Annotated in this window: 24 protein-coding genes and 2 pseudogenes; 10 read left to right on the top strand and 16 right to left on the bottom strand. The window is 72.0% G+C overall.

Annotated features, from left to right (window positions below; all coding sequences use genetic code 11):
- Window positions 1–20: 20 nt before the first annotated feature.
- The 4 genes from B1205_RS28155 to B1205_RS28140 form a co-directional block, all read right to left on the bottom strand.
- A complete protein-coding gene (locus B1205_RS28155) occupies window positions 21–1,082 on the bottom strand; it encodes a LacI family DNA-binding transcriptional regulator (protein WP_089158347.1) in 1,062 nt (353 codons plus the stop codon).
- A gap of 40 nt (window positions 1,083–1,122) precedes the next feature.
- Window positions 1,123–2,082: a carbohydrate ABC transporter permease gene (locus tag B1205_RS28150; protein WP_089158346.1), complete on the bottom strand. Its 960-nt coding sequence runs from the start codon at window positions 2,080–2,082 to the stop codon at window positions 1,123–1,125.
- A 1-nt stretch (window position 2,083) separates the two neighbouring features.
- Complete coding sequence (locus B1205_RS28145) at window positions 2,084–3,133, bottom strand: carbohydrate ABC transporter permease (RefSeq protein WP_089158345.1); 1,050 nt, start codon at window positions 3,131–3,133, stop codon at window positions 2,084–2,086.
- Between the two features lie 73 nt (window positions 3,134–3,206).
- Window positions 3,207–4,547 carry an ABC transporter substrate-binding protein gene (locus tag B1205_RS28140; protein WP_089158344.1) on the bottom strand — a complete coding sequence of 447 codons (1,341 nt, stop codon included), beginning with the start codon at window positions 4,545–4,547 and terminating at the stop codon, window positions 3,207–3,209.
- On the opposite strand from B1205_RS28140, the gene B1205_RS28135 reads away from it, so the two are divergent.
- A complete protein-coding gene (locus tag B1205_RS28135; protein ID WP_441338587.1) occupies window positions 4,546–5,622 on the top strand; it encodes a peptidoglycan DD-metalloendopeptidase family protein in 1,077 nt (358 codons plus the stop codon). The genes B1205_RS28140 and B1205_RS28135 overlap by 2 nt on opposite strands.
- On the opposite strand, the gene B1205_RS28130 is transcribed toward B1205_RS28135, so the two are convergent.
- The 5 genes and pseudogenes from B1205_RS28130 to B1205_RS28115 all read right to left on the bottom strand — a co-directional run bounded on the left by B1205_RS28130 (window position 5,559) and on the right by B1205_RS28115 (window position 7,942).
- Entirely contained in the window at window positions 5,559–6,032 is a 474-nt protein-coding gene (locus B1205_RS28130) for a TspO/MBR family protein (RefSeq protein ID WP_089158343.1), read from the bottom strand. The two genes, B1205_RS28135 and B1205_RS28130, sit on opposite strands and share 64 nt — an antisense overlap.
- A gap of 142 nt (window positions 6,033–6,174) precedes the next feature.
- Entirely contained in the window at window positions 6,175–6,318 is a 144-nt protein-coding gene (locus B1205_RS30160; RefSeq protein ID WP_007464364.1) for a GPGG-motif small membrane protein, read from the bottom strand.
- Window positions 6,309–7,084: pseudogene (locus B1205_RS28125) on the bottom strand (metallophosphoesterase family protein). Before B1205_RS28125 ends, B1205_RS30160 begins: the two are co-directional and overlap by 10 nt.
- A 10-nt stretch (window positions 7,085–7,094) precedes the next feature.
- Window positions 7,095–7,304 (bottom strand): hypothetical protein, encoded by a 210-nt coding sequence (locus B1205_RS28120; RefSeq protein WP_254910271.1) that lies wholly within the window; start codon window positions 7,302–7,304, stop codon window positions 7,095–7,097.
- A gap of 56 nt (window positions 7,305–7,360) precedes the next feature.
- Window positions 7,361–7,942, bottom strand: a complete 582-nt coding sequence (locus tag B1205_RS28115; RefSeq protein WP_089158340.1) for a nucleotidyltransferase family protein — start codon at window positions 7,940–7,942, stop codon at window positions 7,361–7,363.
- A gap of 136 nt (window positions 7,943–8,078) precedes the next feature.
- Between B1205_RS28115 and B1205_RS28110 the strand changes: the two genes are divergently transcribed.
- The 4 genes from B1205_RS28110 (at window position 8,079) to B1205_RS28095 (ending at window position 12,309) form a co-directional block, all read left to right on the top strand.
- Entirely contained in the window at window positions 8,079–8,810 is a 732-nt protein-coding gene (locus tag B1205_RS28110; RefSeq protein ID WP_089158339.1) for a dTMP kinase, read from the top strand.
- A gap of 193 nt (window positions 8,811–9,003) precedes the next feature.
- Window positions 9,004–9,918 carry a MurR/RpiR family transcriptional regulator gene (locus B1205_RS28105; RefSeq protein ID WP_089158338.1) on the top strand — a complete coding sequence of 305 codons (915 nt, stop codon included), beginning with the start codon at window positions 9,004–9,006 and terminating at the stop codon, window positions 9,916–9,918.
- Window positions 9,915–10,862: an N-acetylmuramic acid 6-phosphate etherase gene (locus tag B1205_RS28100; RefSeq protein WP_089158337.1), complete on the top strand. Its 948-nt coding sequence runs from the start codon at window positions 9,915–9,917 to the stop codon at window positions 10,860–10,862. The genes B1205_RS28105 and B1205_RS28100 overlap by 4 nt, the downstream gene beginning before the upstream one ends.
- A 457-nt stretch (window positions 10,863–11,319) precedes the next feature.
- Complete coding sequence (locus tag B1205_RS28095; protein WP_176308841.1) at window positions 11,320–12,309, top strand: sigma-70 family RNA polymerase sigma factor; 990 nt, start codon at window positions 11,320–11,322, stop codon at window positions 12,307–12,309.
- Between the two features lie 69 nt (window positions 12,310–12,378).
- Here the strand turns inward: B1205_RS28095 and B1205_RS28090 are convergent.
- The 3 genes and pseudogenes from B1205_RS28090 to B1205_RS28080 all read right to left on the bottom strand — a co-directional run bounded on the left by B1205_RS28090 (window position 12,379) and on the right by B1205_RS28080 (window position 14,241).
- Window positions 12,379–13,289, bottom strand: a pseudogene (locus tag B1205_RS28090) (NlpC/P60 family protein).
- Between the two features lie 177 nt (window positions 13,290–13,466).
- On the bottom strand, window positions 13,467–13,796 hold the full coding sequence (locus B1205_RS28085) for a DUF3817 domain-containing protein (RefSeq protein WP_089158335.1): 330 nt from the start codon (window positions 13,794–13,796) through the stop codon (window positions 13,467–13,469).
- 25 nt (window positions 13,797–13,821) lie between these two features.
- A complete protein-coding gene (locus B1205_RS28080) occupies window positions 13,822–14,241 on the bottom strand; it encodes a hypothetical protein (protein WP_089158360.1) in 420 nt (139 codons plus the stop codon).
- A 121-nt stretch (window positions 14,242–14,362) separates the two neighbouring features.
- Here B1205_RS28080 and B1205_RS28075 point away from each other — a divergent pair, with 121 nt between their 5' ends.
- From B1205_RS28075 to B1205_RS28065, 3 genes are read left to right on the top strand one after another with little or no spacing between them, the layout of a single operon-like run.
- Entirely contained in the window at window positions 14,363–14,662 is a 300-nt protein-coding gene (locus tag B1205_RS28075; RefSeq protein WP_089158334.1) for a DUF6158 family protein, read from the top strand.
- Window positions 14,662–14,979, top strand: coding sequence for a hypothetical protein (locus tag B1205_RS28070; RefSeq protein ID WP_089158333.1), 318 nt, complete (start codon window positions 14,662–14,664; stop codon window positions 14,977–14,979). The genes B1205_RS28075 and B1205_RS28070 overlap by 1 nt, the downstream gene beginning before the upstream one ends.
- A gap of 32 nt (window positions 14,980–15,011) precedes the next feature.
- Window positions 15,012–15,551, top strand: a complete 540-nt coding sequence (locus tag B1205_RS28065; RefSeq protein WP_089158359.1) for a DUF1360 domain-containing protein — start codon at window positions 15,012–15,014, stop codon at window positions 15,549–15,551.
- A gap of 54 nt (window positions 15,552–15,605) precedes the next feature.
- Here the strand turns inward: B1205_RS28065 and B1205_RS28060 are convergent, their stop codons facing one another.
- The 3 genes from B1205_RS28060 to B1205_RS28050 are packed head-to-tail and all read right to left on the bottom strand — an operon-like array spanning window position 15,606 to window position 17,204.
- Window positions 15,606–15,815, bottom strand: coding sequence for a hypothetical protein (locus B1205_RS28060; protein ID WP_089158332.1), 210 nt, complete (start codon window positions 15,813–15,815; stop codon window positions 15,606–15,608).
- 26 nt (window positions 15,816–15,841) lie between these two features.
- On the bottom strand, window positions 15,842–16,075 hold the full coding sequence (locus B1205_RS28055; protein ID WP_441338586.1) for a hypothetical protein: 234 nt from the start codon (window positions 16,073–16,075) through the stop codon (window positions 15,842–15,844).
- Between the two features lie 40 nt (window positions 16,076–16,115).
- Window positions 16,116–17,204 carry a 3-deoxy-7-phosphoheptulonate synthase gene (locus tag B1205_RS28050; protein WP_089158331.1) on the bottom strand — a complete coding sequence of 363 codons (1,089 nt, stop codon included), beginning with the start codon at window positions 17,202–17,204 and terminating at the stop codon, window positions 16,116–16,118.
- Window positions 17,205–17,463: 259 nt separating this feature from the next.
- Between B1205_RS28050 and B1205_RS28045 the strand changes: the two genes are divergently transcribed.
- Window positions 17,464–17,679 carry a hypothetical protein gene (locus tag B1205_RS28045; protein WP_089158330.1) on the top strand — a complete coding sequence of 72 codons (216 nt, stop codon included), beginning with the start codon at window positions 17,464–17,466 and terminating at the stop codon, window positions 17,677–17,679.
- Here B1205_RS28045 and B1205_RS28040 read toward each other — a convergent pair.
- Entirely contained in the window at window positions 17,654–18,367 is a 714-nt protein-coding gene (locus B1205_RS28040) for a phosphodiesterase (RefSeq protein ID WP_089158329.1), read from the bottom strand. The two genes, B1205_RS28045 and B1205_RS28040, sit on opposite strands and share 26 nt — an antisense overlap.
- Window positions 18,368–18,447: 80 nt before the next feature.
- On the opposite strand from B1205_RS28040, the gene B1205_RS28035 reads away from it, so the two are divergent.
- The coding region (locus tag B1205_RS28035) for a M16 family metallopeptidase (protein ID WP_254910268.1) at window positions 18,448–19,639 on the top strand (1,192 nt) is incomplete at its 3' end.

Here is a 19,639-nt window from a genome sequence, read left to right as displayed (position 1 = left end):
GGGGGGGGGAACGAGTCCGTTCAGTTTGCCCGGGGCGGCGCGGTCGAGTCCCGCACCACCAGGCGAGTGGGGAGGATCACCGAGGTCGGCGTCCGTCCGTCCCCGTCGGCGCCGCGCGGCACCGGCACCACACCGGGGTACGGCTCGACGACGCCCGCCCCGAGCGGGTCGAGCAGCATCCGGACGGCGAGCAGGCCCTGATCGGCGGCGGGCTGGGCGATGGTGCTCAGCCCGAGCACGCCGGCCAGGTCGTGGTCGTCGATGCCGATCACGCTGACGTCCTGCGGCACCCGCAGCCCGGCGTCGCGCAGCGCGGTGATCGCGCCCATCGCCATCTCGTCGCAGGCGGCGAAGATGGCGGTCGGCGGTTCGCCGCGGGCGAGCAGCTCGGCGGTCGCGTGGGTGCCGCCGTCGATGGTGAACCGGGACTCCACGTCGAGGCTCGGGTCGGGGCGGAGGCCGGCGGCGCGCAGCGCCTCCTGGTAGCCGCGCCGCCGGTCCAGGTGGGTGGTGAAGGCCAGCTCGTCGTCCGGGTCGCCGGAGATGTGCGCGATCCGGGTGTGGCCGAGGTCGAGCAGGTGGCGGGTGGCGGTCCGGGCGGCGGCCACGTCGTCGATCCGGACGCAGGGCCAGCCGGGTACGCCGCTGCCGGAGCTGATCGTCACGCCGGGCAGGTCGAGCTTGGTCAGCGCGTGCACGTCGGCCGGGCGCAGCGGGGTGGCGACCAGGATCACCGCGTCCACCCGCTTGTGCAGGGCGGCGGTGCGCAGCACCCGCTGCCGGGTCTGCTCCCGGCCGCCGAGGTTGTGCAGCAGCAGGTCGTAGCCGTTGCGTTGGAGGGAGTCCTCGACCGCCTCGACCACGGTGCCGAAGAACCACCGGGTGATCCGGGGGACCACCACCGCGACCGTGCCGGTCTTCCCGCCGGCCAGACGGGAGGCGCTGGGCGAGACCGCGTACTGGAGCTGCTCGGCGGCGGCGAGCACCCGCCGGCGGGTGGCGGCGGAGACCGTGGGCAGGCCGCGCAGCGCGCGGGAGACGGTGGCCGTGGAGACCCCGGCCAGGCGGGCGACGTCGTCAATCTTGGTCNCCGCCGGGTGCCGGCGGCGGCGGGGCGGCGGGTCAGCCCTTGACGCTGCCGGCGAGCAGGCCCCGCACGAAGTAGCGCTGGAGGGACAGGAACACGATCAGCGGTACGACGATCGACACGAACGCGCCGGCCGTCAGTCGTTGCCACTCGTTGCCCCGGGTGCCGGCCAGCTCGGCGAGCCGGACGGTCAGCGGGGCGGTCTCGTCCCCGCCACCGGCGAAGATCAGTGCGACCAGCAGGTCGTTCCAGACCCAGAGGAACTGGAAGATGCCGATCGCCGCCAGGGCGGGCGTGATGAGCGGCAACACGATGGTGCGGAAGATCTTCGGGTGGGTGGCCCCGTCCACCCGGGCCGCCTCCATCAGGTCGCCCGGGAGCTGCGAGATGAAGTTGTGCAGCAGGTAGACCGCGAACGGGAGCGCGAAGCAGGTGTGCGCGAACCACACCTGGGCGAACTTCTGCTCGTCGACCAGGTCCCACGCGGGGAGGATTTGGACGCCGCCGAGGGTGACGCCGGTGGAGAAGAACCGCAGCAGCGGCACCAGGGCCATCTGAAGCGGCACGATCTGCAACGCGAAGATCCCGATGTAGAGCCAGTCGCGCCCCTTGAAGTTGATCCAGGCCAGCGCGTACGCGGCCAGCGAGGCGAACGCGATGGGGAACAGCACCGAGGGGATGGTGATCGCCAGCGAGTTGATGAAGTAGCTGGCGAGCTGCCCCGACGAGCCGCTGCTGAACAGCACGTCCTGGTAGTTCTGCAGGGTGAACTGCGGGTCGCGGAAGAACGTCCACCAGCCGGTCGTCTTGATCTGGTCCTCGGGTCGGAACGAGGAGACGAACAGGCCGAAGGTCGGGATCGTCCAGAGCAGCGCGAGCACGATCGACACCAGCGTGGCGGTGCGGCTGTTCAGCCGCTTGCGGACCCGGGCGGCCCGGGTGGTCGGCCCGGTGGCCTGGACGCCGGCTCCGACGGTGGGCGTGGCGGTGGTCATGTCAGCCCTCCCGCTGCTTGCGCAGGTTGCGGATCTGGTAGATCACGAGCGGCAGGACCAGCACGAAGAGGAAGACCGCGAGCGCCGAGCCCTGGCCGTTCTCGCCGTACCGGAACGCCTGGTTGTACATCTCGGTCGCGATCACGTTGGTGTCGTAGTTGCCGTTGGTGGCGGTCCGGACGATGTCGAAGACCTTCAGCGTGGCGATGGAGATCGTCACCACCACCACGATCAGCGCCGGCCGGATGCTCGGCATGGTGATCTGCCAGAACATCTGCCACGCGGTGGTGCCGTCGAGTCGGGCCGCCTCGATGATGTCCGCCGGAATCGCCTTGATCGCCGCGGAGAGCACCACCATGGCGAAGCCGGCCTGGATCCAGACCATGATCACGATGAGCAGGAACGTGTTCAGCGGCGACTCCAGCAGCCACTGCTTCGGCTCCCCGCCCAGACTGACCACGATCTGGTTGAGCAGGCCGATCTGCTCCTGCTCGTCACCCCGGTAGGCGTAGATGAACTTCCAGATGATGGCGGCGCCGACGAACGAGATCGCCATCGGCAGGAAGACCAGTGACTTGGCCGCCGACTCGAACCGGGCCTTGTCCACGAGAACGGCGTAGATCAGGCCGAACGCGCTGGCCGCCAGCGGCACCAGGAGCACCCAGATCAGGGTGTTGATCAGGACCCGGACGATCGAGTCCTCGTCGAACATCCAGGCGTAGTTGTCCAGCCCCACCCACTCGGTGCTGCCCGAGTCCATGAAGGAGAGCAGCGTGGTGCGGATGGCCGGCACCACCAGCCCGATGGTCAGGAACAGCAGCGTGGGCAGCAGGAAGAAGAAGGCGAACGCGCCCTCCCGGGGCTTGCGCCGCCGGGGTATCGGGCCGCCGGCCGCCACGGCCGCGACCAGTTGTGCCTCCCGGCGTCGGGCGAACCAGGTCGGCACCACGTCGAGGAGCAGGAGCAGGCCGCCCACCACCGCGACGAAGGCGATCAGCCCGTACATCAGCATGAGGAACTTCGGCTGCTCCGCCGCGAAGTCGAACTCCATCAACCCTCCTTCAAGGGTTCGGATGCGCCGAGGGTGGCCCGGCCCGGGTCACGGACCGGGCCACCCTCGCGGATCACTTCCAGCTGCCCTCGATGTCGTTCAGGACGGAGGTGGTGTCCTTGCCGTTGACCCAGGCCACCATGCCCTTCCAGAACGTGCCCGCGCCGACCGCGGCCGGCATCAGGTCCGAGCCGTCGAAGCGGAACACCGTCTTCTCGTCCTGGAGGATGCCCACGGAGAGCTTGTCCACCGGGTTCGGGACGTTGTTCAGGTCCAGCTTCTTGTTCGCGGACACCCAGTCACCGATCTTGGCGCGGCTGTTGGCGTACTCACCGGAGGCCAGGTAGGTCTGCACCGCCTGGATCTCGGGACGGTCGGCGAAGGCCGCGACGAACTCGCCGCCGCCCAGCACCGGCTTGCCCTTGGCCGGGTCGATGGCCGGGAAGTAGAACGCGAAGACGTCGCCGTCCTCGGCCACCTTGGTGCCCTTGGGCCACTGGTTGGCGTAGAAGGACGCCTGACGGTGCAGGGCGCACTTGCCGGTGGTGACCGGCGTGCCGGCCTCCTGGAAGGAGGTGGTGGCGATGCTCTTCACGCCGCCGAAGCCGCCGTTGACGTACTTCTCGTTCTTCAGGATCGTGCCGGCCTGGTTGAGGGCGGTGGCGACCTGCGGATCGTTGAACGGGATGCCGTGCGTGGTCCACTTGTCGTAGACCTCGGGGCCCGCGGTGCGGAGCAGGACGTCCTCGATCCAGTCGGTGGCCGGCCAGCCGGTGGCGTCACCGGACTCGATGCCGGCGCACCACGGCTTGGTGCCGCTCGCCGCGATCTTGTCGCTGAGGGCGATCAGCTCCTGCCAGGTGGTCGGGACCGTCCAGCCCTTCTCCTTGAAGGTCTTCGGCGAGTACCACACGAAGGACTTCACGTTGGAGCCCAGCGGCGCGCCGTAGAACTGACCGTTGACGGTGCTGTACTTCAGCCAGTCGGGGGAGTAGTTCTGCTCCGCCATGGCCTTGGTGTCGGCGCTGGCCGGCTTGAGCTTGCCCGAGTCGACGAATCGCTTCAGCAGGCCCGGCTGGGGGATGAAGGCGATGTCGGGAGCGTTGCCGCCGTCCACCCGGACGGGGAGCTGGGCCTCGAACTCGCCGGAGCCCTCGTGGTCGATCTCGATGCCGGTGCAGTCCTCGAACTGCTTCCAGGACTGCTGGAGGCGCTCGTCCTCGATGTCACGGATCGAGGAGTAGATCGTGACCTTCTTGCCGTCGTGACCCTGGTACTTCTCGTATGCCGCGCACTCCGCCGAGCCCGCGTTGTCGCTCTTCTTGTCGTTGCCGGTGCCACAGGCGGCGACGCCGAGCGCCAGCCCCAGCACGCCGGTGACCGCGAGAGCCTGGCGTGATCTGGCAAACGCCATGCCGATCTCCTTCCTTGCCGGCGCGTGGGGGGAAGTCGAAGTCGCGCCGGTCCGATGGTCGTCCACACATGTAAGCGCTTGCATCCCGCCCGGTCCACCCCCACCCGGACACGGCCCGGTAACAATCCGGAAATCCCGCCACCGGCCATGGGTGCGCTCCCACAGATCTTCCGTCGAACGCAGGTTTCTGCCACGCTGTCCGTATCCGATTGAAGACTTTCGACATAGGAGGAAGTGGATGGGGAAGCGGTGGTTCGGCCTGGCGACGGGCGTGACGGTCCTGGCGGCGACCCTGGTTCCGGCGGCGCCGGCGATGGCGGCGCCCACGTTCAAGGTCCCGTTCCCGTGCAACCAGACCTGGTCCGGGCAGACCCGGAGCAACCACAGTCCGGCGAACGCGATCGACTTCAACCGCACCGACGACCTCGGCGACCCGGTGGTGGCCAGCGCGCCCGGCACGGTCGACGTGGTGACCAACCTCGGCGACACCAGCTACGGCAAGTACGTCCGGATCAACCACGGCGGCGGCCACACCACCTACTACGCGCACCTGAACGCCTTCAACGTCTCCGTCGGGCAGACCGTCGGATACGGGCGGGTGATCGGCTACGTCGGCACCACCGGCGGGTCCACCGGCCCCCACCTGCACTACGAGCAGCGCCTCAACGGCAGCTCCGTGAAGATCAAGTTCAACGGCGCGCAGGCGCTCTACTGGGGCACGAAGTCCTACAGCAGCGACAACGGGTGCGCCGGGACGGACACCGGCGCGGGCACCGTGAACACCGCGGGCTCGCCGCTGACGGTGCGCTCCGGCCCCGGCACCGGCTACAGCTCGGTCGGCACGGTGGCCGACGGCGCGAACGTGACGATCCACTGCCAGACCAGCGGCACCACGGTCACCGGCACGTACGGCACCAGCTCGATCTGGGACCGGATCGGCTCCGGGCGGTTCATCTCCGACGCCTACGTCTACACCGGGTACGACGGCTACATCCCGGGNCCCCGTGCCGGTCACGAGTTCATCCGCCAGATGGCGAAGTTCAACGCGGCGGCGAACGTGACCCACGCCCAGTAGGGGAGCATCAGCAGCGTCGCCGGCCGGGAGACCCGCCGGAACAGGGCCACGGTGACCCCGATCGCCAGCCACAGCACCACGATCTCGGCGAACGCCAGACCGTAGCGGCCGGCGCCGAAGAACAGCGGGGTCCAGGCCGCGTTCAGCACGAGCTGCGCGACCCAGGCCCAGATCGCGGGGCCGAACCCGACCCGCCGCCAGACCAGCCACCCGGCGACCGCGATCAGCGCGTAGAGCAGCGTCCAGACCGGGCCGAACAGCCACGACGGCGGCGCCCAGGCGGGCTGCTCCAGGCTCCGGTATTCCGCTGAGGTGCCCCGTACGCCGAGCCCGCCGATCGCCGCGGCGGCGAACGTGGCGGCGCCGAAGCCGAGTAGCGCCCACCAGGTCCGGCCCCGTGGCTTGTCCATGATGCAGATGTTTCCGCTGGACCGGAGAACAAACCCGGCCGGACACGCGAGCGCCGGGGCCGTCGGGTCAGGCGCTCGGGTCCCGGAGGACGGAGCGCCGGCCCCGACGACCCCGGCGGGTCAGGGACGGCGGATAACTGCGCTAATTGAAGATGCTGACGCCGCCCGGTCCGACCAGCAGGCCGACGACGATCAAGACGATGCCCCAGAGGATCTGCCGGCGGAACAGGGCGAGAATTCCGGCGACCACCAGTACGACTGCGAGAATCCAGAGAATCAGCTCCATGTTGGCTGGATACCCGGCCGTCCGATCCTGGAAACCTCGCTCAGTCGACCTGATCCCCCAGGTGGAAGATGCTGTACGCCTGCTTGATCACCGGGTGCGCGACGTTGCGGACCCGCACCCCGCCCGGGGTGGTGCCGCGCTCGGTGCCGTGGTGGGCGTGCCCGTGCAGCGCCAACGCGGTGGGCGCCGAGTCGATCGCCTGCCCGAGCTGATAGCAGCCGAGGAACGGGTAGATCTCCGGCGGCTCACCGGCGAGCGTGTCCGGCACGGGAGCGTAGTGGGTGAGCGCGACCAGCGCGTCGCACTCCAGCGACAGCAGCGCGGCGGCCAGCGCGTCCGCGCTCTCCCGGGTGGTCCGCACGAACGCCTTCATCTCCGGCTCGCCGAAGTCGCTGGCGCAGCGCCCGGCGAACCCGCCGCCGAACCCCTTCACACCGGCCACGCCGAGCCGTCCGCCGGCGCACTCCACCACGGTGCCGGTGCCCTCCAGCACGGTGATCCCGGCGTCCTGGAGCACCTTGACCACCTGCGGAACCTGGTCGCACTGGTGGTCGTGGTTGCCGAGCACGGTGATCACCGGTACGCCCAGGTCGCCGAACTCCCGCGCCACGCAGCGCGCCTCCGCCTCGGTGCCGTGCCGGGTCAGGTCACCGGCGAGCAGCAGCACGTCGGCGCAGTCCGGCAGCTCCTCCAGCGCCGGGCGGAACCGGCCCACCACGTCCTCGTCCAGGTGCACGTCGCCGACGGCGGCGATCCGGATCACCATCGAACCTCCCTCACGGCAGCTCCTCTACCTGGGTGGGCGCCTGCGTACGGATGACACCGATGTCGCTGGTCACCGGCGTGTGCGGAAAACGCTCGGTCACCCGGCGCAGGATCTCCTCCCGCCGGTGCTGGCTCTCCACCTCGCCGTAGAGCACCAGGCCGCGCTCGCGGCGCACCACGGTGATGCCCTGTTCGGCCACGGACGGGTCCTCGGCCAGCATGCTCTGGATCTCCGCCTCGACGTACTCGTCGGGGGGCACGTCGCCCGGCTGTCCGGTCACGGGTTCTCCCTTCCGCCGGGCGCGCCGCCGGGCAGCACGTCCAGCCGGTCGAGCAGCACGAGGAACGCCTCGGCGTACGGCGAGTGCTGCGTCTCCTTCCGTACCCGCTCCCAGTCGATCTGTTCCCGCAGCGAGCGGGCCAGCGGCAGGGCGCGGGCGAAGTCGCAGTAGTGCTGGGAGAAGCTGAGCAGCTTGTGCACCATGAGCTGGCTGGCCGAGAGCACCGGCATGTGGATCGCGTCGACCGGCCGCACGATGGTGTCGGCGAACGTCTCCTCGGTCACCGGGGTCTCGATCGGGCGGTGGATGAGGTCCACCATCCGCCCCTCGTCATAGACCTTGACCAGCCAGTCCTCGGGCGGGCGCTCGGCGGTGAAGCCGGCCTCGACCAGCGCCTCCAGCGCCCGGTCGACGTCGGACCCGCGGAGCAGGAAGTCGACGTCGTGGTCGCTGGAGTGGCCGCCGTGCGCGTACACGGCGAAGCTGCCGCCCAGCGCGAACGGAATCTCGGCCTGCTTGAGCACGGCGGCGACCTTTTTCAGCGTGTGTACCAGGGTCTCGTCCCCGCGCTCGGCCATCTACGTCTCCCGTCGTCGTCGTGGGCGGTGAGATGACGTTGCGTACCCGGTGGGCGCTCCCGTCACACCTGTCTCGTCCATCGGAGGAATGCGACGAAACGGCGGCCGCGAGCATGGATCGGATAACCTCGGGGAGGTGGCCAGCTCACGGCGGAAGCGGCGCGGCGGGGCCCGACTGCGCGCCGTCGCCCTGATCGGCATCGACGGTTCGGGCAAGACCACCCAGGCCCACCGGCTCGCCGAGGCGCTCAGTGCGGCCGGACACCCCGCCACCTACCACCGCAACGCCGGGGGCCGCCGCTGGCTCGGCCGGCTCGCCCAGCGGTTCGGCCGGCCGGACGCGCAGCGCCTCGTCGGGCGCGGCGGCCTGCTCGCGGTCGAGTCCGTGCTGCGCTGGCTGGCCATCGCGCTCGCCCTGCTCAGTTGCCTGGTGACCGGCCGCACGGCGGTGATGGACCGCTGGTCCGCCTGCCAGTACGCCAGCATCCGCGCGCACGGTGGGCAGCGCGGGGAGCGGCTGGCGCGGGCCGGTTACCGCATCTTCCCGACGCCCCGGGTCACGTTCCTGCTGACGGTCGACCCGGCCGAGGCGTACCAGCGGATCGAGCGTCGTGGCACCGACCACGAGAGCATGCGGTGGCTGGTCGCCGCGGACACCGCGTACCGGTCGTTGCCGGAGTACGCCGGCTTCGTGGTGGTGGACGGCAACGGCACGCCGGAGGAGGTGTCCCGCCGGATCCGGGCGCACCTGAGCGAGTGGCTGCCGGACGACCCGCCTTCGGTGCCCGGCCCGGCGCCGGACGACGTCCCGCGTCCCGCCGGCGGCGCGGGTCGGGGCACCCCGGTGCCGGCTCAGGCCCACCCCTAGAGCCGGGGTTCGGTCGCCGGGTCGGCTGGACACCCGCCGGCCGCACCATCCGGCGGCGTCGCCCGGCCGGACCGAGGAGGTGGCCGGGCTGCGGTAATGGGACCATGGACGAGATCGTGCGACATGGGCAGTAAATTTCCCGATACGCGGTGTCATGGTTGACGCTCACGCCTACTGAAAGTAAGTTTCATCCGTGGCGAAGAGTCCGAAGATTTCTGCGAGTCACGGGTCCGGTGGGCTGATCGTCCACATCAGTGGTCTCCTTCCCTCGCTGTCCCCGGCCGAGCAGCGGGTGGCCCGACTGGTCGTCGCCGATCCGGCCGACGCGGCCCGGCGCACCATCACCGACCTCGCCACCGCCGCCGAGACATCCGAGGCGACCGTGATCCGGTTCTGCCGGTCCGTCGGCATGGACGGCTACCCCCAGTTACGGATCCGGCTCGCCGCCGAGGCCGCACGCCGGATCGAGCCGCCGGACGCCCGGGTGGTCGGCGGCGACATCCCGCCGGGGGCCGACCTGGCGCAGATCATCGCCACCATCGCGTTCAACGACGCGCGGGCCGTCGAGGAGACCGCCGAACAACTCGACCCGGCGGTCTGCGAACAGGTCGTCGAGGCGATCGGCGCAGCCGGCCGGATCGACGTCTACGGCGCGGGCGCCAGCGGCTTCGTCGCCTCCGACTTCCAGCAGAAACTGCACCGCATCGGCCGCACCGCCTTCTACTTCCCCGACGTGCACACGGCGCTCACCTCGGCCGCTCTGCTGGGCCGGGGCGACATCGCGATCGGCATCTCACACACCGGCACCACCTCCGACGTGATCGAGGTCCTGGAGCAGGCCCGGGCGCGCGGGGCGACAACGGTGGCGCTGACCAACTTCCCCCGCTCGCCGATCACCGAGGTCGCGGACCACGTGCTCACCACCGCCGCCCGGGAGACGACCTACCGGTCCGGCGCGACAGCCAGCCGGCTGGCCCAGCTCACCGTGGTCGACTGCCTCTTCGTCGGGGTCGCCGCCCGCAGCCGGGCCCGGACGAAGAAGGCCCTCGAAGCCACCGCCGAGGCGGTACGGGCACACCGGGTGGGTCCCGGGCGGAGGCGGGCATGACGGCGGGTCGGGTCGGACGCGACGAGGTGGCCGCAGTGCGGCCGGTGGTGCGCGTCGGCGCGCCGACCGAGCGGCGCAACCCGCACAGCCTCGACCTCGACCTGATGTCGACCCGGGACGTGCTCACCGTCATCAACGAGGCCGACCGGCGGGTGCCGGGCGCGGTGGCCGCCGTGCTCGACGAGATCGCCGAGACCGTCGACCTGGCCGTGGCCGCGCTGCGGGCCGGGCGTCGGGTGCACTACTTCGGGGCCGGCACCTCCGGGCGCCTGGGCGTGCTGGACGCGGCCGAGCTGGCGCCCACGTTCAACTCGCCGCGCCACTGGTTCTGCGCCCACCTGGCGGGCGGTCCGGAAGCCATGTGGCGGGCCGTGGAGGACGCCGAGGACGACGAGCGGGGCGGGGCCGCCGAGGCCGGCGAGTGCGTACGCCCCGGCGACCTGGTGGTCGGCCTGGCGGCCAGCGGACGCACCCCGTACGTCCTCGGGGCGCTCGCCGCGTCCCGGGCCCGGGGGGCCGGGACGGTGCTGCTCTGCGCCAATCCGGAGGCCGACGCCGCCGCGTCGGTGGACGTCTTCATCGGGGTGGACACCGGACCCGAGGTGGTCACCGGTTCGACCCGGATGAAGGCGGGCACCGCGCAGAAACTGGTGCTCAACACGTTCTCCACGGCTGTGATGGTGCGACTCGGTCGGGTCTACTCGAACCTGATGATCGACATGATGGCCACCAACGCCAAGCTGCGCGGCCGGATGATCTCGATCCTGATGGAGGCCACCGGCTGCGCCGAGGAGGTCTGCCGGATCGCGCTGCGGGAGGCCGACGGCGACCTCAAGACCGCCCTCGTCGCGCTGGTCTCCGGTGCCGAGGTGCCCGCCGCCCGGGCCGCGCTGGCCCGCGCCGCCGACCAGGTCCGCGGCGCCCTGGCCCTGCTCGCCTCCTGACCGCCGCACCCGCCCGCCGTCCGCGCCGCATCCGCCGGGCGGGTGCGACGCGTATCACGTGGTGGGCGGGGACGGCCCGCCCCACGCGGATTGTTCAACGAGGCGGAGGGTAATCCATCACCGTGGCTGAACCGACCGGCGCGCGGGCGCGTATTCCGCAGTGACCAGGATCGCAAGGACTCGGTGACGCGGCTCGCTGTGGTCATGGAACAGGCAATGGTGCCATTCCATGGGCGGTAGGCGATTCCGCTGCTCCGGGCGCCGTTCACCGGGTCGTCCGCGGGCCGCCCGGGCAGGGGTCCTGACAGGAAACATGGACCGGGCTCTCAGCTACTACTCAGGCATTCGTGACAGTTTCGACTCACGACATGGAATCCCCGACGCGTCACATCTGTTGTGTAGGTGTCAGCACCTACGGGCACAGCGGAGGTTACGGGGAGGGCTGATGAACGTGGGGATGGCAAGGAACCGGGCAACCGGCGCGAGCGAGGGGACCGTGGCAATCGTGGACAAGAACATCGGCATGCGTACCGACGAGGTCGCCGAGGAGCGGGACCTGGTCGGCGTCTACCTGCACGAGATCTCCCGGACGCCGCTGCTGGACGCCGCCCGGGAGGTCGACCTCTCCAAGGCGATCGAGGCGGGCCTCTACGCCGAGCACCTGCTCGACACCGATCGGGTCCCCGACGGGGCCACCCGGGAGGAGCTGGAGCGCGTGGTCGCCGAGGGCGAGCGCGCGAAGGACCTGTTCATCCGCGCGAACCTGCGGCTGGTCGTCTCGATCGCCCGGCGTTACGTGCGCTCCGGCATGCCCATGCTGGACCTGATCCAGGAGGGCAACACCGGCCTGGTCCGGGCGGTGGAGAAGTTCGACTACGAGCGCGGCTTCAAGTTCTCCACCTACGCGACCTGGTGGATCCGACAGGCCATCAGCCGGGCGATCGCCCAGCAGGAGCGGACCGTGCGGCTGCCCGTGCACCTGGTCGAGGACGTCAACCGGATGCGCAACGTGGCCCGGCAGCTCACCCGCGAGCTCGGCAGCGACCCGGAGCCGGAGCAGATCGCGGCCGCGCTCGGCGTCACCGTCGAGCGGGTCAACGAGCTGCGCCGCTGGTCGCAGGACACCGTCTCGCTGGACACCCCGGTGGGCGACGACGGCGACACCAACCTCGGTGACCTGGTCGCCGACAGCGACGCGCCGTCGCCGGAGGAGATCGTGCTGACCGGGCTGGAGCGGCAGCGGATCGAGGGCCTGCTCAACCACCTCGACGACCGGTCGGCCGGCATCATGCGGGCCCGCTACGGCCTGGAGGACGGGCGCGAGCACTCGCTGACCGAGGTCGCCTCCCGGTTCTCGCTCTCCCGGGAGCGGATCCGCCAACTGGAGATCCAGGCCCTCGGCCGGCTCCGCGAGCTGGCCCGCGCCGAAGGGCTGCAAGCGGCCTGACCTGATCGACGAGCGACAGACGAACGGCCGGCGGCCCCCTTCGGGACGCCGGCCGTTCGTCGTGCCGGGTCAGACCCGGCCGTAGCCGGCGATGCTCATGATGTTCATGCCACGCTTGCTGACGTTACGACCCGCGCTGGGCGCGTCGATGATCTGGCCGCCGCCGACGTAGATNGGCTGATCCGTGTCACGACATTCCACTGCTGCGCCGCGCTGTGCGGCAGTGACTTCCCGGCGGCCCGCCAGGCGGCCAGCGTCAGCCCCGAGCAGTCGTAGCTGCCGGGGCCGTCGTTGCCGTAGCCGTACGGCTTGCCGACCGCGCCGTAGGCGTACCGCACGGCCGTGCCGGCATCGCCGGAGACGGCCGGCGGCTTCCCCGCCGAGCTGGCCTTGGCCGGCGCCTCGGTGGCCCGTCCGTACGCCTTGCGGCGCATCTCGTAGAGGCCGGACAGGTCCGCCTCGATCCGCTTCTTCGCGGCGGTGAGCTGCTTGGCCTGCGCCGCCTCCCGGGCCAGGGTGACGTCGAGCCGGGTCTTCTGGTCGATCAGCCGGCGCTGGTCGGAGGTGAACCCGGCGATGGTCCGCTGCCGCTGGCGGGTGAGCTGGTCCAGCGTGCCCAGCCGCTCCGGCAACGCGGCCGTGCCACCCGGCTCCAGCAGGGCCGCCGCGGTGCGCATGCCGCCGGTCTTGTACGCCGTGGCGGCGAGCACGCCGACGTCGGCGCGGCTCCGCTCGGCCTGCTCCTGCAACGGCCCGATCCGGGCCGCCAACGAGGTCGCCGTGGCCTTGTTGGCCTTGATCTCCCCGTTGAGCTTGTTGTAGGCCTCGACGATTCGCTCCAGCTCAGTCGAGGACTTCTCGATCTGCTTCGTCAGTTCGGCGGGGGTGGGCTCGGCCCGAGCCACCGACGCCGGGGCGAGCAGCGCGGCCGAGAGGCCGGCCACCGCCAGTGAACGAAGCAGCATCCGTAAGGACGACAAGAGCGGAAAGCTCCTCTCCGGCGGTCGGCGGGACGCGTCCGCGACCCGTCGACACCGGCCCGGGGCCATCCGGGCGGATGGCGGTCGACCGGACCGACCTGCACAACCTAACCCGTGACCGGAGTTACCGGGAGTTCACGGCGGGGCGAAAGTTGGCGAAGTGTCGGAAAGCGACGATCAGCCGGCGACCGGCTCCGGGGTGCGAAGCCGCTGCTCGGCGGCCACCCAGTGGCTCACCCGCCGCTCGGCGTAGAACGAGACGAACGGCACGGTGCCGGCCAGCATCACCAGCAGCATCCGCTTCAGCGGCCACCCGGCCCGGCGGGACAGGTCGAAGGTGAGCGCCAGATAGAGCATGTAGAGCCAGCCGTGCGCGACACCCACCACGGCCACTACGCTCGGGTCGTCGAAGCCGTACTTCAACGGCATGCCGATCAGGACCAGCACCACCAGCGCCACGCCCACGATCCAGGCGATCACGCGGTACCGGGTAAGGGCTCCGCCCACCGTCGTCCGTCCTTCCGCACCGGCCTCAGCCGGGATAGTCGCCGGGCCGTGCGCCCGGGTTGGCGTTCAACCAGGAGAGGTAGCGGTTGTACGCGGCCAGGTCGCCGTCGTCCGCCCCGTCGGCCGGGGCCGCCGGCACCCGGGCCGCGCGCACCGGCCGGCGTACCGCCGGGGTGGCGGCGACCGGCTCGGCGTCGGCGGCGACCGGCGGCGCCGGGACGGCCGGGCGTTCGGATCCGGCGCGCAGCGCCTGCCGCACCTCGCGCCACCAGACGAAGACCACGAAGCCGGCGAAGACCGGCCACTCGATCGCGTAGCCGAAGCTCAACGCGTTGCCCCCGGCGGCCCGGGTCACCTGCCACCAGCCCAGCCCGAGGAACCCCACCACCAGCACGACCATGGCCACATGGCGGGCGATCCACGCCGGTGTCCGGAGCCGTTGCATGCCATCGAGCGTACCGGGGCCGTCGGGCGTCTCCGACGTGACGTCGTAGCCGGCGTGGTTTGGTGCCACCCCGGCTGGGCATCCGTCTAGTCGCCAGCCCGAACGAGACGAGGGGGCGACGATGACCGAATCGGCACGCCGGGACGCCAGCCCGGAACAGCGGGTCACCGAGTGGGACGGCGACCACGCCCGCACCGCGGACGCCGACGGCGAGCTGCTCGGCGTGGACCCCGCCGAGCTGGGCGACGAGGACCTGATCCGGGAGGTGCAGAGCCTGCACCGGACGCGGCTGGACACACTGCGGCACGCCACCGACTCGGCGCTCGCGAACCACCTGCGCCGCACCGCCGAGTTGGAGACCGAGTACCTGGCCCGGCACCCGGGCCGGGAGGTCGACCCGCACCGGCTGCGGGACGCCTGATGGCGAGCCACGCCGAGCGCGGCATGTCCGCGCCGCCCGAGGTGGTGTTCAACACCGCCACCGACCCGGACCGCTCCGCCGCCTGGCTGCCCGAGGCGCTGCGCCGCTCCGGCGAGTGCCGGGTGGAGGTGCTCGACGCCGGGGACATGCGCGCCCGGTGGAGCACCACCGACTGGTCCGCGGAGCTCGACGTGGAGCCGGCCGACGCCGGCGGCGCCCGGGTCCGGCTGGACCTGGCCGGCCCGGACCACGGCCTGGCCGACGAGATCCTGGCCAACCTCGACCGCGAGGTGGCCGACAACCTGACCGCCGGTTGACCCGGCCGCACGACGACACGAGGGAGGCCGGGTTGACCGGGAGTGGCCTGAAGCAGAAGGTGGCGCGGCTGCGCCAGGCGTACGCGCCGCACGAGCACCGTCCGCTGGAGGGCTACCTGAAGGCGATGGGCACCTACGCCGGAGTGACCACGGCGCTGGTCGGGCTGGTCCGGGCGACCGGCCGCCCGGTTCCCGAGCGGCCCACCCCCGGCGACGTGGTGCTGCTCTCGATCGCCACCCACAAGCTGAGCCGGCTGATGGCCAAGGACGCGATCACCAGCCCGCTGCGGGCGCCGTTCACCCGCTACGACCACCCGATCGGCAGCGGCGAGGTGATGGAGCAGGTCCGGGACCAGGGCAGCCCCACCCGGCACGCGCTCGGCGAGCTGGTCAGCTGCCCGTTCTGCCTGGCGGTCTGGGTGGCCACCGGGCTCACCGGCGGCCTGGTGCTGGCACCCCGGCTCACCCGGCTGGTGGCCACCGCGCTGACCGCCGTGGCCGCCTCCGACTTCCTCCAGATGGGCTACGCGGTGGCCCAGCGGGCGGCCGAGGGCGACCACCACGACGAGTGAGCGGACGTTCGAGGGGGCCGGCGCGAACGCCGGCCCCCTCGAACGCGCCGCGGATCAGGTGGGGGTGGTGCCGCCGTCCTCGCCGGCCCAGCCGCGCGACGTCTCCGGCTCGCGCTCGTCCTCGTCCTCGCCGGTGATGATGTCCCGGTCCACCGCGGTGCGGTCGTGCTCGTTGGCGAAGTCCGGCTCCGGCAGCGTGTCGACGCCCTCCGGGGGCTGGCCGAGTGCCGCCAGGTGCTCGGGCTCGGGCTCGCGGTCGGTCATGTCGGTCCTCTCGGTCGGCGGGGCGCTCAGGCGACCGTGCCGCCCAGCAGGTCGGCCACCTCGTCCACCGCGTACTCGCCCTGCGGGAGCGCGGCGATGCGGGTGAGCAGCTCGGCGGGGAGTTCCGCGGCCACCGCCCGGCGGTAGATGTCCGCCTGGCTGATCCGCTCCTGGCCGTGGTAGACGTCGTCGAGCAGGTCGTCGAGCGGCCTGGTGTCCGGCTGCTCGGTCACGGGCGCGTCATCGGTCACGCCGACCACCTACCCGGCCCCGAACCGGTCAAACGCCCTCCAAATCCGCTCAGGCCGGGGTGGGTAGCGTGGCGCGGCGGGCGCGGACGGCCTGGGCGAGGTGGTCGAGCACCTCGGCGGTGTCGTCCCAGCCGATGCAGGCGTCGGTGATCGACCGGCCGTACTCCAGCTCCCGGGTCGGGTCCAGGTCCTGTCGGCCGGGGCGCAGGAAGCTCTCCAGCATGATGCCGACGATGCCGCGCTGGCCGGCCGCGAGCTGCGCGGCCACGTCCGCCGCGACCAGCGGCTGGTTGCGGTGATCCTTGCCGCTGTTGGCGTGGCTGGCGTCGATCACCACCCGCTCGGGCAGGCCGGCGGCGCGCAGCAGGTCCAGCGCGCCGGCCACCGACGCCGCGTCGTAGTTGGGCCGGCCGCCCCCGCCGCGCAGCACCAGATGGCCGTCGGCGTTGCCCCGGGTGTGCATGATCGCCGGGGTGCCGGAGACGTCGATGCCGGGAAAGACGTGCGGCACGCCGGCGGCCCGGATCGCGTCCACGGCGGTGGCGATGCTGCCGTCGGGCCGGTTCTTCATGCCGATCGGCATGGACAGGCCGGAGGCGAGCTGCCGGTGGACCTGGCTCTCCACCGTCCGGGCGCCGATCGCGCCCCAGCCGACGGTGTCGGCGATGTACTGCGGGGTGATCGGGTCGAGGAACTCGCAGCCCACCGGCAGGCCCAACCGCAGCACGTCGAGCAGGAGCGTCCGCGCCGTCCGCAGACCGGTGTTCACGTCGCCGGAGCCGTCCAGCGCCGGGTCGTTGATCAGGCCCTTCCAGCCCACCGTGGAACGCGGTTTCTCGAAGTAGACCCGCATCACCACCAGCAGGTCGTCGGCGACCCGGTCGGCGGCGGAGCGCAGCAGTGCCGCGTACTCCAGGGCGGCGGCCGGGTCGTGCACCGAGCACGGGCCGACCACCACCAGCAGTCGGTCGTCGGCGCGGTCCAGCACCCGGCCGACCGCGCGTCGACCGGCCACGACGGTCTCGGCGAGCGGCGCGTCGAGCGGCAGATGATGGTGCAGCAGGGCGGGGGTGGTCAACGGCACGACGCGGTCGATCCGCTGGTCGATGACCCGATGGGCGTCCGGAGAGGTGGTCACGGTGGGGGTCCTTCCGCCGACCGTGCCCCGGGGCCGGCGCCCGAGGTCGAGCCGGCTGCTCGCATGCGAAAGGGCAGGGAACCATCCCTGCCCGGCCGGCTCGAAGAGGAGGTGACGTCAGTTCACGGTCGAGTCACCGGCTCCTCCAGCCGGCTGCGTAAACCATCGATACGACCACGTCACGTCGGCAAGCCTACCCGACGTGACCGGAAAGTTCCGCGCCGTTCCGCAGAGCGGAACACGGGGTATGGAAACAGCCATGAGCGAACATCAGAGTGACCAGGACCGGATCGAGTCCCGGGCGCACCTGCTGCCCGAGGAGGCGGCGGTGGGCAGCGACGACCCCCGGGCCCAGGCGGACGCCATCCTCGCCGAGTCGGACCTGCGGGAGGAGGACCGCAACGCCGCCCCGGACACGGTGCTGGAGCACCGCACCTCCGAGGAGACCGTCACCCCCGTCGAGCCGCCCGACTGACCGCCGTGCCCCGGCCCCGGCGGGACCCCCGGTAACTGTCGTCCCGCAACCGGGCCAGCGGGCCGGCCAGACGCAGCCCCGGCGGGACGTTGCCGACCGGATCGAAGGCGAGCGCGGCGTCCTCCCGGGCGTCGCGCTCGCCGTCCAGGCGTACCTCGCCGAACGGCCGCCACGGCCCGACCGCCGAGGCGACCGCGAGCACCAGCCGGGGCGCGTCCGCGGCCACCACCGCGCCCGCCTCGGCCAGGCTGCGGCCCAGGTCGGGCGAGTCCGGGTCGGCCAGCACCGCCAGGAACAGCCGCCGGGCCCCGGCCCGGAACGACATGATCGAGGTGTACGTCCCGGTGAAGCGCCGCCGGGGCAGCGGCAGGTTGCGCAGCACCGGAGCGGCTCCGCTGGAACTCACCAGCAGGTCCACCGGTGGCTCCGGCTCCCGGTGCAGCCGGATGCCCACGCCCAGCACGTCCGGCCAGCCGGCCGGCGTGGGCACCCCCTTCGACAGGCGGACCGTCGCCGGAAACCGGCCGGGCAGGCACAGCAACGGCACCCCGGTCGGCGGTCCCGGCGTACCCCAGATCAGTGCGTCGCCGGCGAAGGTGCGGCCGGCGGGGTGCAGCAGCCGCGCGTGCCGGAGCCGGGCCAGCGCGGCGGCGGCGCGCTCGACGGCGGCGGAGATGGGGGCGGACATGTGGGCTGGATACCCCGGCGCGCGACGACGACGCTCCGGCGCGTCCCCTTTCCGCCCCCGGGATCGGATAGCGTCGTGCCATGCCCGACAGCGGTTTCCCCTGGCCGATCGAGACGACCCGACTGGACAACGGCCTGCGTGTGGTGGTGAGCGAGGACCGCACCGCGCCGGCCGTGGCGGTCAACCTCTGGTACGACGTGGGGTCCCGCCACGAACCGGCGGGCCAGACCGGTTTCGCCCACCTCTTCGAGCACCTGATGTTCGAGGGTTCGGTGAACGTGGCGAAGACCGAGCACATGAAGCTCGTCCAGGGCGCGGGCGGCTCGCTCAACGCGACCACCAACCCGGACCGGACCAACTACTTCGAGACCGTCCCGGCCGAGCACCTGGAGTTGGCGCTCTGGCTGGAGGCCGACCGGATGGGCGGCCTGGTGCCGGCACTCACCCAGGAGACGCTGGACAACCAGCGCGACGTGGTGAAGAACGAGCGGCGGCAGCGCTACGAGAACGTGCCGTACGGCGACGCCTGGCTGCGGCTGCTGCCGTTGCTCTATCCGCCCGGCCACCCCTACCACCACGCCACGATCGGGTCGATGGCCGACCTGAACGCCGCCGACCTGGCCACCTTCCAGGCCTTCCACACCACCTACTACGCGCCGAACAACGCGGTGCTCACGGTGGTCGGCGACACCACGGCGGCGGAGGTGTTCGCGCTGGCCGACAAGTACTTCGGCGGCGTCGAGGCGCGCGCCGACATCCCGGCCGCCCCGGACGGGCGCACGGTGCCGGCCACCGGCCGGCCCGCGGTCGAGACGGTCACCTCCGACGTGCCCGCCCCCCGCGTCTACGTCGCGCACCGCACCCACCCGTTCGGCACCCCCGGGTACGACGTGACCACCGTGCTCGCCACGGTGCTGGGCGGCGGCCGGGGCAGCCGGCTCTACCAGCGGCTCGCCGACGGCGAACGGATCGCCCAGCCGGACCTGGTCGGGGCGTACGGAGTGGACCTGGCGCACGCGCCCGCCCCGCTGATCGCCACCGCCACCGCCCGCCCCGGCGTGACCGCCGACCGGCTGCGCGACGGGCTGGCCGAGGTGGTCGACGAGTTGGCCACGGTGCCGGTGACCGCCGCCGAACTCGACCGGGCTAAGGCGCTGCTGAGCACCTCGTGGTGGCGGCAGATGTCCACCGTGGACGGGCGCGCGGACACCCTCGGCCGGTACGCCACCCAGTTCGGTGACCCGGCGCGGGCCGCCGACCGGCTGCCCGGCT

It is taken from the genome of Micromonospora sp. NBS 11-29, from assembly GCF_002140155.1.
Taxonomy (GTDB): domain Bacteria; phylum Actinomycetota; class Actinomycetes; order Mycobacteriales; family Micromonosporaceae; genus Micromonospora.
Note: the sequence above shows the minus strand (reverse complement) of the source record. Positions and strands in the feature narration are given on the sequence as shown.